This window comes from Delftia sp. UME58, from assembly GCF_014170385.1.
Taxonomy (GTDB): domain Bacteria; phylum Pseudomonadota; class Gammaproteobacteria; order Burkholderiales; family Burkholderiaceae_C; genus Comamonas; species Comamonas acidovorans.
In genome coordinates, this window is record NZ_LZZV01000014.1 from 158,008 (window position 1) to 170,597 (window position 12,590).

Genomic DNA, 12,590 nt, shown 5'->3' on the forward strand with positions numbered 1-12,590 from the left:
ACACCATGATTTTTGGGACAACAGAAAGCAGCAAGGGCCGGCAATGAGCGAGTATTTGCTAGAAGTCAAAGACCTGTGCATGCGCTTCGGCGGCCTGCTGGCCGTGGACCATGTGGGCTTCAACGTGCGCCCGCAGGAAGTGTTTGCCATCATCGGCCCCAACGGCGCCGGCAAGACCACGGTGTTCAACTGCATCAGCGGTTTCTACCAGCCCAGCAGCGGCTCCGTCACGCTGGACGGCAGCGCCATCGAGGGCCGCAGCAGCCACCACGTGGCCAACCACGGCGTGGTGCGCACCTTCCAGAACGTGCGGCTGTTCAAGTCCATGACCGTGCTGGAAAACCTGCTGGTGGCACAGCACCGCCGCTCGGGCGTCAACCTGCTGTCGGGCCTGTTCAACACGGCAAGCTACCGCCGCAGCGAAGAGGAAAAGATCGAGAGCGCCCTGCACTGGCTGGACGTCATGGGCTTGCGCGAGTTCGTCAACCGCGAGGCCGGCAACCTGGCCTACGGCCACCAGCGCCGCCTGGAGATCGCGCGCTGCATGATCACCAAGCCGCGCGTGCTCATGCTCGACGAACCCGCCGCCGGCCTGAACCCGCAGGAGAAGAAGGACCTGCAGGGCCTGATCGACCAGCTGCGCCGCCAGTACGGCATTGCCGTGCTGCTGATCGAGCACGACATGGGCCTGGTCATGGGCGTGTCCGAGCGCATCCTCGTCATGGAGTACGGCAAGCCCATCGCCATGGGCCTGCCGGACGCCATCCGCAACGATGAACGGGTCATCAAGGCCTACCTGGGAGAAGCCTGATGCCTGCCATGCTGCAACTGGAGAACATCTCCACCCACTACGGCGCCATCTGCGCGGTCGACAGCGTGAGCCTGCACGTCAACCAGGGCGAAATCGTCTCGCTGATCGGCTCCAACGGCGCCGGCAAGACCTCGCTGCTGATGACGGTGTGCGGCAACCCGCGCGCCAGCTCGGGCCGCATCTCGTTCGAGGGCGAGGACATCACCCAGCTGCCCTCGCACCACATCATGCGCAAGGGCATCGCGGTCTCGCCCGAGGGACGGCGCATCTTCTCGGACCTCACGGTCACGGACAACCTGAAGATGGGCGGATTCTTCCTGGACAAGCCGCAGATCGAGGCCGGCATCGAACATGTGTTCGGCCTCTTCCCGCGCCTGCGTGAGCGCGCCCACCAGCGCGCCGGCACCATGTCGGGCGGCGAGCAGCAGATGCTGGCCATCGGCCGCGCGCTGATGAGCAAGCCCCGCCTGCTGCTGCTGGACGAGCCCACACTGGGCCTGGCGCCGCTGATCATTGCGCAGATCTTCGAGATCATCCAGACCATCCGCACGGCCGGCGTCACGGTCTTCCTGGTCGAGCAGAACGCCAACCGCGCCCTGCAGATCGCCGACCGCGGCTATGTGCTGGAGACCGGCAAGGTGGTGCTGGAAGACACCGGCGCCAACCTGCTGACCAACGACGCCGTGCGCCGCGCCTACCTGGGCGCCTGAGCGCCTGAGCGCCTGAGCGCCCTGCAAGGCGCCGGCAATACTGCAAGCCGGCACTGCACGGAGGCCCGCCATCCGGCGGGCCTTTTCATTTCAGAACCCGAAAGACCTCACACCAGGCCGCGCTGCTTGAGCAACGCCCAATGCGCATCCGGCAGACGGGCCTTCATGGCCTTCAAGGGATCGATCTCGCCCGTGTTGTCGGCAAAGGCCACCACGAAATCATCGGTCACAGGCAGACCCGCCTGCCTGACCATGCTCTCCAGCAAGGGCAGCATGTGCCTGAGCACCCGCATGGCCGAGGCATTGCTCTGCTTCATCTCCATCAACTGGCCATGCAGCAGGCAGGCTTCGCCAAGCGCCTCATCGGAGAACCAGTGCTCGTCGGCATCGCCCATGCCGCGTATCTCGTCCGGCGCCCAAAGGTAATACGGAACCTCTTCGCCACGCTCCAGCACCGCGCGCCGATAGGATTCGCGCCCCCAGACCAGAAAGGGCGGCCAGGCTGCGGCCAGGTCCTCATGCGTGTAGCAAAGCAGAAGACCGTAGAGTGGTTCATCGCGTGGGATCTGCTGCAAGGCCGTGGCCAGTGACTGCTCCAGCAGCAGCTGCACACGCGCCTCGACGGTCTTCAGCGTCTCGCCCTTGGGCAGGCGCAGGTAGAGCAGCCTGTCGGCACCCGGCTCGGGCTGGCCCTGCGTGTCCAGGTATTGAAGGTGGATGCGATCCAGAACGCCGTCCGCGCCATGCACGAACACATGCCGCGTGAGCCAGGGCCTCTCACGGGTTTCCCAGTTCCGGGTCACGCTGCACTGCAGTTGTTCGCCGTCGTACTCATAGCGGCTGTCCATGCCACGGTAGCCAAGGTGCATGTGATGGGCGACTAGCCGCCCCTCTTCGTAGCGGCTTTGGCTGACGGAATCGATGCCGCCGCCACCATGCCACGACACGGTTGTGCGCTGTCCGGGCGTGTGCAGGCACACCTGCTCGCGCGCGCTGGAACGGCATTCGATAACGATGCGGCCCTGGGCATCAAGGCCGTGGTGCACATGCTTTTGCGGGTCTGCCCGCCCATCGCTGAGCCAGCGTGCGGCAGGGCCGCCGAACAGCTCACGGGCATAGGGTTCGTCAAAGCCCATGGAGTCGGACGCCCAACGCCAGCTCGCGACCTGGCTGCGGATCTCTGCCCTCAAACGCGCCGAGGCCTCGGCACCGCTGAATTTCGAATACAGGGCCTGGATTTCTGGAGGGGAATTCATGTTCAAGCGAGATGCATGCGTGCGGAAAAAACCATTCTTGCATGGCGCTCCAATCCCGCTGCCGCGATTCTGGAAGTGGTCTGGCCGTGCGCCCTGGAATGTGCTGCCGGGTCCCGCATGGCAGCGCTATAAATGCAGCTTCGTCCAAGAATTGCCACCCGCAAGGCCGCCCATGAACGCCCCCGCTCCCCAAGACATGCTGCACCCCCTGGCCATCGACGTGGTGTCGGTGCAGTCCCAGGTCGTCTACGGCCGCGTTGGCAACAACGTGGCCATGCCCACGCTGCAGGCGCTGGGGCTGGCGGCGGCGGCCGTGCCCACGGTGGTGTTCAGCAACACGCCGCACTATCCCAGCATCCACGGCGGAGCGATTGCCGCCGAGTGGTTTGCGGGCTATCTGCAGGACCTGGGCGCGCGCGGCGGGCTGCGGCAGTTGCAGGCCGTGCTGGCCGGCTACCTGGGCGGGCCGGCCCAGGCCACGCTGCTGGCGGACTGGGTTGCCGGCCTGCTGGCGCAGCGGCCCGGCCTGCGCGTGGTGGTGGACCCGGTGATCGGCGACCACGACAGCGGCATCTACGTGGACCCCGCCATGGTCGAGGCCTACCAGCGCCACCTGCTGCCGCTGGCCGACGGGCTGACGCCCAACCATTTCGAGCTGGAACGGCTGACCGCGCGCCCTGTGCGCGGCATGGACGATGTGGTCCAGGCCGCGCGCAGCCTGCTCAAGGGACGCACGCAGTGGGTGGCCGTGACCAGCGCATCGCCCGAGCTGGACGGCGAGCCTGCCCAGCGCATGCGCGTGGCCCTGGTCACGCGCGATGACGTGCATGTGATCACCCACGCGCGGGTGGATGCGGTGCCCAAGGGAACGGGCGATCTGTTCAGTGCCGCGCTCACCGGCCACTGGCTGCAGGGCGCCAGCCTGCACGAGGCGGCCGAGCGTGCCTGCGAACGCATCGTGCAGGCGCTGGAGCGCACCCGGCAGGCGCACAGCGCCGAGCTGCTGCTGCCATCGGACCCCGTCGCCGCCCAGGCAGCGGCCGGGCCGGCAGCACGGGCACAAGCGATACCATCGCCCGCATGAACAATGCATCGCCTCTTCTTTCCCTGACGATTCTTACCGGCGCCTCGCGCGGCATGGGCCTGGCCATGGCCCGGCAACTGCTGGATGCAGGCCATGAACTGGTCACGCTGTCGCGCTCCACCAGCGAAGACCTGGCCCAGGCGGCCGCCACGGCGCGCGCGCCGCTGCAGCAGTGGAGCGTGGACCTGGGCGAGCCCGAGGCCGCGGCCCGCAGGCTGGGCGACTGGCTGGCCGGCCTGGACACCGCGCGCTACGCCAGCGTCACCCTGATCAACAACGCGGGCGTGATTCCGCAGATTGCGCCGCTGTCGCAGCTGCAGCCCGCCGACATTGCCCAGGCCATGCGCGTGGGGCTGGAGGCGCCCATGCTGCTGACGGCCGCCTTCCTGGCCGCCACCGAGGGCTGGACGGCCGTGCCGCGCAAGGTGCTCAACATTTCTTCGGGCCTGGGCCGGCGCGCCATCGCCTCGCAGGCCTCCTACTGCGCGGCCAAGGCCGGCATGGACCATTTCAGCCGCAGCGTGGCGCTGGACGAGGCCCTCAAGCCCCACGGCGCGCGCATCTGCTCGCTGGCGCCCGGCGTCATCGACACCGACATGCAGGTGCAGCTGCGCAGCGCCGATGCCGCCGCCTTCCCCGACGCAGGCAACTTTGCCCAGCTCAAGCAAGGCGGCAAGCTGTCCACGCCCGAGCAGGCGGCAGCCCTGGTGCTGGGCTGGCTGCAGCGTGCCGATTTTGGCGAGCAGGTCGTGGCCGACGTGCGCCAGCCCTGAGCATTTTCCGGATGACAGCTTCAATGCGGCGATGAATATCCGGCAATGGAAAAAGGCATCGCCGCACTGACCTGAATAATCCAAATACCGCCCTGGAAAATGTTCTGCAAGAATTACCGATTGCAGGCAGCATTTTCCATATCCAGCCTGCGCATTCGCTTGAAAATCGTCATCTGGCAAAGGATGACGTTTTTCATCTGCGTTTGCCAGTCCTGCATTTCCAATCCTCCTACAGCGGCGTCTATTGCGACTGGCAAGAATGGGGCACTCAACTCCAAGAAAGTCGGCCATGTCCATTGCCTATTCCGAATCCGCGCCCCTGGCTGAAGCGCCAGTGGTCAACACGGTCGCCACCGTAGATACCTCACGCAGCGGCGTTTCATGGGCCGCGATATTTGCCGGCGCCATGGCGGCGGCATCGCTGTCGCTGCTGCTGTTCATTCTGGGCACGGGCCTGGGCCTGTCGTCGGTGTCGGTATGGTCCGGTGAAGGCCTGGATGCCGGCGCCCTGGGCCTGACGGCCGTGGCCTGGATCGCCTTCACCCAGCTGGCCTCGGCCGGCGTGGGCGGCTATCTGGCCGGGCGGCTGCGCACACGCTGGCAAGGCGTGCACACGGACGAGGTCTACTTCCGCGACACGGCCCATGGCTTTCTGTCCTGGGCACTGGCCACGCTGGCCATGGTGGCCCTGATGGGCGCCGCTGCAGGCGGTGCCGTCTCCGGCGCCTTCAAGGCCGCGCAGACCGTGGCCACCAGCGCCTCCAACGTGGTGGGCGGCGCGATCGGCGCCGCCGGCGGTGCGGCTGCTGGCGGTGCCGCAGCCATGGCCGGTGCCTCGGGCGCCGATGCCTCGCCCCAAGGCCTGGCCTACTGGACCGGCAGCCTGTTCCGCAATTCCGGCGCCGCTACCTCCACCAGCAATGCCACGCCCGCCGACCTGGCCAGCGCCACCCGCGAGGCCGGCGTGATCTTTGCCCAGTCGCTGCGCACCGGCCAGCTGTCTCCCGCCGACGAGCAATACCTGGCCCAGCTGATTGCGCGCAATTCCGATATGTCCGTGGAAGATGCGCAAAAGAAAGTGCGTAGCACCTTTGATTCCGTGCAAATGCAGATAAAGCAGGCCGAGCAAAAGGCTGAAGAAGCCAAGCAAAAGGCCAAGCAGGCAGCCGAAGAGGCACGCAAGGCCACGGCCCATTCCATGCTCTGGCTGTTTGTTTCCCTGATGCTGGGCGCTTTTGTGGGCAGCCTGTGCGCCACCTGGGGTGGTCGTCAACGCGATGCCTTTTGATAATCCCCGGCACTGAAACCCAATCCATCCAATTCAATCCATTCAACGGAGGCTTGCCATGCGATCCATACTGCTTTTTCTGCTGGGCGTTCCCATTCCCATCATCATCCTGATTGCGCTCATCCACTGACGGATACCGCCATGCCGGCCACGCGCAGCAAGTCCCAGGCATCCCGCCAGGCCCGCCCCACCAAAGGGGCGGCCAAGGCGGCGACACCCCAGGCCTCGCTCGCGCTGTACCGGCAAAAGCGCGACTTCACGCGCACGCCGGAACCTTCGGCAGAACCTTCCAGTGAGGCGATTGCAGGGCAGCCCGGCGCGGGCGCCTTGCAATTCGTCATTCAAAAGCACTGGGCCAGCCACCTGCACTACGACTTCCGCCTGGAGCTGGACGGCAGCATGAAGAGCTGGGCCGTGCCCAAGGGCCCCAGCTACGACCCGGCCGAAAAGCGCATGGCCGTCCAGGTGGAAGACCACCCCATGGCCTACAACCGCTTCGAGGGCCAGATTCCACCGGGACAGTACGGCGCGGGCAAGGTCATCATCTGGGACCGTGGCACCTGGCTGCCCGAGGGCGATGCGGCCGAAGGCTATCGCAAGGGCAAGCTCAAGTTCACGCTGCGCGGCCACAAGCTGCAGGGCCGCTGGACCCTGGTGCGCATGCGCGGCAAGGACGACGCCAAAAAGCCCGCCTGGCTGCTGATCAAGGAGCACGACGGCCTGGAACGTGCTGCCAGCGAATTCAACGTGGTCGAGGACCTGCCCGACAGCGTGGCCGGCCTTCCCCTGCCCACCGCCACCGCGCCCGTCACCGCGCCCGTCACCACGCCCGTCGCTACGCACGTCGCCGCGCCCATGCCGCAGAGCATCGCCCCGCAATTGGCAACCTTGGTGGACCATGCACCTGCAGATGCCGGGCAATGGATCTTCGAGAGCAAGTTCGACGGCTACCGGCTGCTGGCGCGCATCGAGGGCGGCGCCGTTCGCCTTTTCACACGCAACGGCAAGGACTGGACCACCAAAATGCCCGCCCTGGCCCGCGCCTTTGCAGCACTGCCCCTGCAATCGGGCTGGATGGATGGCGAGGTGCTGGTGCTGGACAGCGACAGCCGCCCTGACTTCCAGGCCCTGCAAAACGCCTTTGACGGCGAGCGCACCGACCACCTGGTGTTCTTCGCGTTTGACCTGCTGTGGCAGGACGGCCAGGACCTGCGGCCCCAGCCCGTGGAGCAGCGCCGCCAGCAGTTGCAGGCCCTGCTGCACAAGGCGCCTTCGGACCGCCTTCGCTTCAGCGAGGCCTTTGACGCCCCGCCAGCCGACCTGGTGGCCGCCGCCTGCCAGCTGGGCCTGGAGGGCGTGATCGGCAAGCGGCGCGGCAGCGCCTATGCCTCGCGGCGCAGCGCGGACTGGATCAAGCTCAAGTGCGGCCTGCGCCAGGAATTCGTGATCGCGGGCTACACCGATCCCCAGGGCACGCGCACGGGCCTGGGCGCCCTGGTCCTGGCCGTGCATGGCGAGGATGGCCAGCTGCGCGCGGCAGGCAAGGTGGGCACGGGATTCAACAGGCGCACCCTGGCCGACCTGCGCCAGCGCCTGGAGCGCCTTGCCACCGGCACCTCGCCGCTGGCGGACAGCCGGGGCCTTGGCAGTGGGGTGCACTGGGTGCGCCCCACGCTGCTGGCCGAGGTCTCGTTCGCGCAGTGGACCGAGGACGGCCAGGTCCGCCATGCCGTATTCCAGGGCCTGCGTGCGGACAAGCCTGCACGCAGCATTGTCAAAGAGGAGCCACAGCACGTGCCATCGACCGCATCTTCCGCCAGCGCTGCAGCCACGCCTGGCGCTGCACGAACGCAAACCCGCAATGCCAGGGCGGCGCGACTGCCCGCCTCGATGACCATCACCCATCCCGGGCGGGTCATCGATCCCTCCACCGGCATCACCAAGATGGATCTGGCGCGCTACTACGCCACGGTGGCGCCCTTCATGATCACCCACCTCAAGTCCCGGCCCGTGGCCATGATGCGGGCGCCGGACGGCATCGAGGGCGAGCTGTTCTTCCAGAAGCACCTCGACCAGGCGCCGCTGCAGGGCATCGCCGCCCTGTCGCCGGAACTGGACCCCGGCCATGCCCCGCTGATGGAGGTGTCCCGGCGCGAAGGCCTGGTGGCGGCGGCGCAGATGAACACCATCGAATGGCACACCTGGAACGCGCGCAAGGACCGCATCGACCGGCCCGACCGCATGACCTTCGACCTGGACCCCGGCGAAGGCGTGCCCTGGCAGCAGGTGCAGGAGGCCGCCAGCCTGCTGCATGTGCTGCTGCAGGAACTGGAGCTGCCGGCCTTCCTCAAGACCAGCGGCGGCAAGGGCCTGCACGTGGTCGTGCCCATCAAGCGGCTGCTGGACTGGGACACCGTCAAGGCCTTCTCGCAGGCCGTGGTCCAGCACCTGGCCCATGCCGTGCCCCAGCGCTTCGTGGCCAAAAGCGGGCCGCGCAACCGCGTGGGAAAGATTTTTGTGGACTACCTGCGCAACGGCTTCGGCGCCACCACGGCCTGCGCGTGGACGGCCCGGGCGCGGCCGGGCATGGGCATCTCCGTGCCCGTGGCCTGGAACGAGCTGGACAGGCTCACGGGCGGCGCGCACTGGACCATTCGCTCGGTAGACCAGCGCCTGCGCCTGGGCAACTCCCCCTGGGAGCACTACGGCACGGCCGCCGTGGGCCTGGGCCGCGCCATGAAGGCGCTGGGCTTCGAGGCGCAGCGCTGAGCGCCGTCCCCCAGGAATCGAAGAAAGCACCGCCATGAAGAAAGCCGCCTCCCCCAAATCCAGCCCCTCCACCTCCGCGCGCAGCATGTGGAAGGGCGCCATCAGCTTTGGCCTGGTGCACATTCCCATCGGCCTGTACGCGGCCACGGCCAGCTCGGACATCGACTTCGACTGGCTGGACAAGCGCAACATGCAGCCCGTGGGCTACAAGCGCATCAACAAGGTCACGGGCAAGGAGGTGGCCACGGCCGACATCGTCAAGGGCGTGGAATTCGAGGAAGGCCGCTACGTGGTGCTGAGCGCTGAAGAGATTGCCGCCGCCTTTCCCAAGACCACGCAGACCATCGAGATCGAGGCCTTTGTCGATGCCCAGGACATCCCCTTCATCTACCTGGAACGCCCCTACTACACCGCCCCCCTGCACCGTGGCGAGAAGGTCTACGCCCTGCTGCGCGAGGCCCTGCGCAAGAGCAACAAGGTGGGTGTGGCCAAGGTGGTCATCCAGACCAAGCAGCACCTGGCCATCCTGATCCCCTGCGGCCGGGCGCTGGTGCTCAACCTGCTGCGCTGGGGCGGCGAGATCCGCTCCTTCGAGCAGTTGGACCTGCCGCCGCTGGACGCCAAGGCCGCCGGCATCAAGAGCGCCGAGATGACCATGGCCATGGCCCTCATCAAGGACATGAGCCAGGCCTGGGACGCCGACCAGTTCCGCAACTCCTTCAGCGAGGAAATCCACCAGTTGGTGCAGGCCAAGGCGCATGCGGGCGATGTCCAAAACGTGGAAAAACAGGAGACCACACCCGCCACGCCGGCCAACGCGGCCGTGCTGGACCTGACGGCCCTGCTCAAGAACAGCCTGGGCAAGGGCGCAGGCGGGCCGTCCGCCACCGCAGCCAAGGAAAAAAATACCGCGTCAACGGTAAAAAATGCAAAGGCCCCGGCGCCCAGAAAATCGACAAAATCCACAAAAACCCCGGCCAGGGCCCCTGCAAAACGCCCCGCCGCCAAATAACCCCATATTTGGCCTGGCTGCATTTTTTACAAAAGCAATTTCATTATAAGAAATACATCCATCTGCACCGAAAAAATGGAACAAGACCACTCCATAGCAAATTCCAATGCTTTACCAAAAGTAATCTTCCAAATATCCTACAAGCCGGCCATTTTCACGGTCGCACAATGAAATTGCAGTGATGACGGCATCGCTGTTTACTTAAGGAGTACGGAAATGACGCAACAGACCAACAACCCTCAAGGCAACACGGCCAGCAACCAGCAAAACGACAAGAACAAGCAGCAGCAGCAACAGAACAATCCGGGGCAGCAGCAGCAAAGCAATCCCAACAACCCGAACAATCCCAACCAACAGCAGCAACAGAGCAATCCCCAGCGCAACCAACCAGGGGAACAGCAAAAGCAGGGCAGCCATCAGCAGCGTTAAGCTGCCGATAGCGTGAACTGGCAAAGGGCCCCCTGGGCCCTTTTTTTATCTCCAGAGCTTTGTTGACGATGCCCTTTGGTTCAGCCAATCGCCTCTTCCAATAATTATTGCCTCATACAACAGGCCATCCTCTTTCTTTCAAGGAGTAAATCGTGGCTAAGAAATCCCCTGGTGAAAAGAAATCGTCCAAGCAATCCGCCACAGGCCATGGCGGAGAATTACAGCAACAGGCCGACGGACAGCACCCCGGATTGACCACGCAGCAAGGCATTCCGGTTCCTGATAATCAGAACTCCCTCACCGCCTGGGAAAAAGGCCCTACGCTGCTGGAAGATTTCATCCTGCGCGAGAAAATCACGCATTTCGACCATGAGCGCATTCCAGAGCGAATCGTCCATGCACGCGGCACAGGCGCCCACGGTTATTTCCAGCTGACAGATTCGCTGGAGCAATACACCACCGCAAAGGTGCTGACCGAAACCGGCAAGCAAGTGCCGATCTTTGTGCGCTTCTCCACCGTGGCCGGTGGAGCAGGCTCGGTGGACACGCCGCGCGATGTGCGCGGCTTTGCCATCAAGTTCTATACCGAAGAGGGCAACTGGGACCTGGTGGGCAACAACATACCGGTCTTCTTCATCCAGGACGCCATGAAGTTTCCCGACCTGGTCCATGCCGTGAAGATGGAACCCGACCGGGGCTTTCCGCAGGCCGCCACGGCGCACGACACGTTCTGGGACTTCATCTCCCTCATGCCCGAGTCCATGCACATGGTCATGTGGATCATGAGCGACCGCACCATCGCGCGCAGCCTGCGCATGATCGAGGGCTTTGGCGTGCACAGCTTCCGGCTGGTCGATGCCCAGGGTGAAAGCACCTTCGTGAAATTCCACTGGCGGCCCGAACTGGGCATCCAGTCCACGGTCTGGGACGAAGCCCTCAAGCTGCAGGCCGCAGACAACGACTACCACCGCCGCGACCTGTTCGAGGCCATCGAGGCGGGCGACTACCCGGCCTGGGAGCTGTGCGTGCAGCTGTTCTCGCAGGAGCAGGCAGACGCCCTGCCCTACGACCACCTGGACCCCACCAAGCTCATCCCCGAAGAGGAAATTCCGCTGCGCAAGATCGGCCGCTTCGTGCTGGACCGCTGGCCCGACAACTTCTTCGCCGAGACCGAGCAGGTAGCCTTCTGCCCGGCCAATATCCCGCCCGGCATCGATTTCAGCAACGACCCGCTGCTGCAGGGCCGCCTGTTCTCGTACCTGGACACCCAGCTGTCGCGCCTGGGCGGGCCCAACTTCACGCAGTTGCCCATCAACGCGCCCAAATGCCCGTTCGCCCACCACCAGCGCGACGGCCACATGCAGACCGAGGTGCCCAAGGGCCGCGTGGCCTACGAGCCCTCCAGCCTGCAGGCCGACAGCCCGCGCGCCTCGGCAGCCCGCGGCTTGCGGCACTTTGCCCAGCCCGCGCAGGAGGGTGCCAAGGGCCGCATCCGCCCAGAGAGCTTTGCCGACCACTACAGCCAGGCGCGCATGTTCTACCAAAGCCAGAGCGCGCAGGAGCAGGCCCACATCGCCAGCGCCCTGGTGTTCGAGCTGTCCAAGGTACAGACGCCGCATGTGCGCCTGGCCGTGGTCGGCCACCTGCAGGTGATAGACGCCGACCTGGCAAAGCGCGTGGCCGACGGCCTGGGCCTGCCCCAGTTGCCGCCTGCCGCCAAGCCTGCCGTGCCCCCGCAAAAGCTGCCGCCCAGCCCGGCCACGCGCATCATCGACCGCATGAAGCCCACCTTGCAGGGCCGCTGCGTTGCCATCCTGGTGGACGAAGGCTCCAGCGCCCGGCACGTTGCCGCCTTCCACCAGGCGCTGGTGGCGCAAAAGGCCAGCGTGAAGATCATTGCGCCCAAGATCGGCGGCGCCACGCTGGACGACGGCAGCCACCTGCCTGCCGACGGCCAGCTGGCCGGATCGCCATCCGCGCAATTCGATGCCGTGGTGTCCATCATCACGCTGGAGCGCGGCCAGGCGCTGGCCCATGAGGCAGCCGCGCAGGACTGGTTCCGCGACGCCTTCGGCCACCTCAAGGCCATTGCCGCCTGCAAGGCCACGCAGCACATCATGAAGACGGCCGGCATCACGCCGGACGAGGGCGTGTTTCCCATCGACAAGCCCGAACCCTTCATCGAAGGCGCCAAGAAGCGCTTCTGGGCCCGCGAAGCGAAGCTGAGAACGCTGGCCTGACCCCCGTCCCGGCGTGCGCCACATCGTTGCCACCAGATGGCACCGCGCCGGACTTCAACCAACCTTTTACCAGGGCCATTTACCCCGGGTCCAGGCATGGCGCTTGCCACGGCAACACCAAGGCCGGCCCGGCCTGCCACCCCCTACAGGAGCAACTTCCCATGATCACTTCGGTACCTGCACCCCCTGTCCCCCCGCCTGTCACCCCGCCTGTCGCG

Annotated in this window: 10 protein-coding genes; 9 read left to right on the forward strand and 1 reads right to left on the reverse strand. The window is 65.7% G+C overall.

What is annotated here, in order from left to right; genetic code table 11:
- The first annotated feature begins 43 nt into the window (after positions 1-43).
- Together livG and A9976_RS06275 are read left to right on the forward strand one after the other, a co-directional pair.
- Entirely contained in the window at positions 44-811 is a 768-nt protein-coding gene (gene livG, locus A9976_RS06270; RefSeq protein WP_012206137.1) for a high-affinity branched-chain amino acid ABC transporter ATP-binding protein LivG, read from the forward strand.
- Between the two features lie 8 nt (positions 812-819).
- Positions 820-1,521 (forward strand): ABC transporter ATP-binding protein, encoded by a 702-nt coding sequence (locus A9976_RS06275; RefSeq protein WP_034398706.1) that lies wholly within the window; start codon positions 820-822, stop codon positions 1,519-1,521.
- Positions 1,522-1,628: 107 nt separating this feature from the next.
- On the opposite strand, the gene A9976_RS06280 is transcribed toward A9976_RS06275, so the two are convergent.
- The gene (locus A9976_RS06280) at positions 1,629-2,777 is read right to left on the reverse strand and encodes a hypothetical protein (protein WP_183018291.1); all 1,149 of its coding nucleotides are present in this window, start codon (positions 2,775-2,777) and stop codon (positions 1,629-1,631) included.
- 172 nt (positions 2,778-2,949) lie between these two features.
- On the opposite strand from A9976_RS06280, the gene pdxK reads away from it, so the two are divergent.
- The 7 genes from pdxK (at position 2,950) to A9976_RS06315 (ending at position 12,372) form a co-directional block, all read left to right on the forward strand.
- Complete coding sequence (gene pdxK / locus A9976_RS06285) at positions 2,950-3,861, forward strand: pyridoxine/pyridoxal/pyridoxamine kinase (protein ID WP_183018292.1); 912 nt, start codon at positions 2,950-2,952, stop codon at positions 3,859-3,861.
- Positions 3,858-4,634, forward strand: a complete 777-nt coding sequence (locus A9976_RS06290) for an SDR family NAD(P)-dependent oxidoreductase (RefSeq protein WP_183018293.1) — start codon at positions 3,858-3,860, stop codon at positions 4,632-4,634. The genes pdxK and A9976_RS06290 overlap by 4 nt, the downstream gene beginning before the upstream one ends.
- Positions 4,635-4,923: 289 nt before the next feature.
- On the forward strand, positions 4,924-5,922 hold the full coding sequence (locus A9976_RS06295) for a hypothetical protein (RefSeq protein WP_123693797.1): 999 nt from the start codon (positions 4,924-4,926) through the stop codon (positions 5,920-5,922).
- 141 nt (positions 5,923-6,063) lie between these two features.
- Positions 6,064-8,691, forward strand: a complete 2,628-nt coding sequence (gene ligD / locus A9976_RS06300) for a DNA ligase D (RefSeq protein WP_183018294.1) — start codon at positions 6,064-6,066, stop codon at positions 8,689-8,691.
- Positions 8,692-8,725: 34 nt separating this feature from the next.
- A complete protein-coding gene (locus A9976_RS06305) occupies positions 8,726-9,703 on the forward strand; it encodes a Ku protein (RefSeq protein ID WP_183018295.1) in 978 nt (325 codons plus the stop codon).
- Between the two features lie 216 nt (positions 9,704-9,919).
- The gene (locus A9976_RS06310) at positions 9,920-10,132 is read left to right on the forward strand and encodes a hypothetical protein (protein WP_012206144.1); all 213 of its coding nucleotides are present in this window, start codon (positions 9,920-9,922) and stop codon (positions 10,130-10,132) included.
- Between the two features lie 152 nt (positions 10,133-10,284).
- Positions 10,285-12,372, forward strand: coding sequence for a catalase (locus A9976_RS06315; RefSeq protein ID WP_183018296.1), 2,088 nt, complete (start codon positions 10,285-10,287; stop codon positions 12,370-12,372).
- The last annotated feature ends 218 nt before the right edge of the window (positions 12,373-12,590 follow it).

What these genes read in the sequence shown, in the direction of transcription:
- A9976_RS06290 (WP_183018293.1), top strand. Translation starts at nt 3,858, where the DNA reads ATGAACAATGCATCGCCTCTTCTTTCCCTGACGATTCTTACCGGCGCC.
- A9976_RS06305 (WP_183018295.1), top strand. Translation starts at nt 8,726, where the DNA reads ATGAAGAAAGCCGCCTCCCCCAAATCCAGCCCCTCCACCTCCGCGCGC.
- A9976_RS06295 (WP_123693797.1), top strand. Translation starts at nt 4,924, where the DNA reads ATGTCCATTGCCTATTCCGAATCCGCGCCCCTGGCTGAAGCGCCAGTG.
- ligD (WP_183018294.1), top strand. Translation starts at nt 6,064, where the DNA reads ATGCCGGCCACGCGCAGCAAGTCCCAGGCATCCCGCCAGGCCCGCCCC.
- A9976_RS06275 (WP_034398706.1), top strand. Translation starts at nt 820, where the DNA reads ATGCTGCAACTGGAGAACATCTCCACCCACTACGGCGCCATCTGCGCG.
- A9976_RS06280 (WP_183018291.1), bottom strand. Translation starts at nt 2,777, where the DNA reads ATGAATTCCCCTCCAGAAATCCAGGCCCTGTATTCGAAATTCAGCGGT.
- A9976_RS06310 (WP_012206144.1), top strand. Translation starts at nt 9,920, where the DNA reads ATGACGCAACAGACCAACAACCCTCAAGGCAACACGGCCAGCAACCAG.
- pdxK (WP_183018292.1), top strand. Translation starts at nt 2,950, where the DNA reads ATGAACGCCCCCGCTCCCCAAGACATGCTGCACCCCCTGGCCATCGAC.
- livG (WP_012206137.1), top strand. Translation starts at nt 44, where the DNA reads ATGAGCGAGTATTTGCTAGAAGTCAAAGACCTGTGCATGCGCTTCGGC.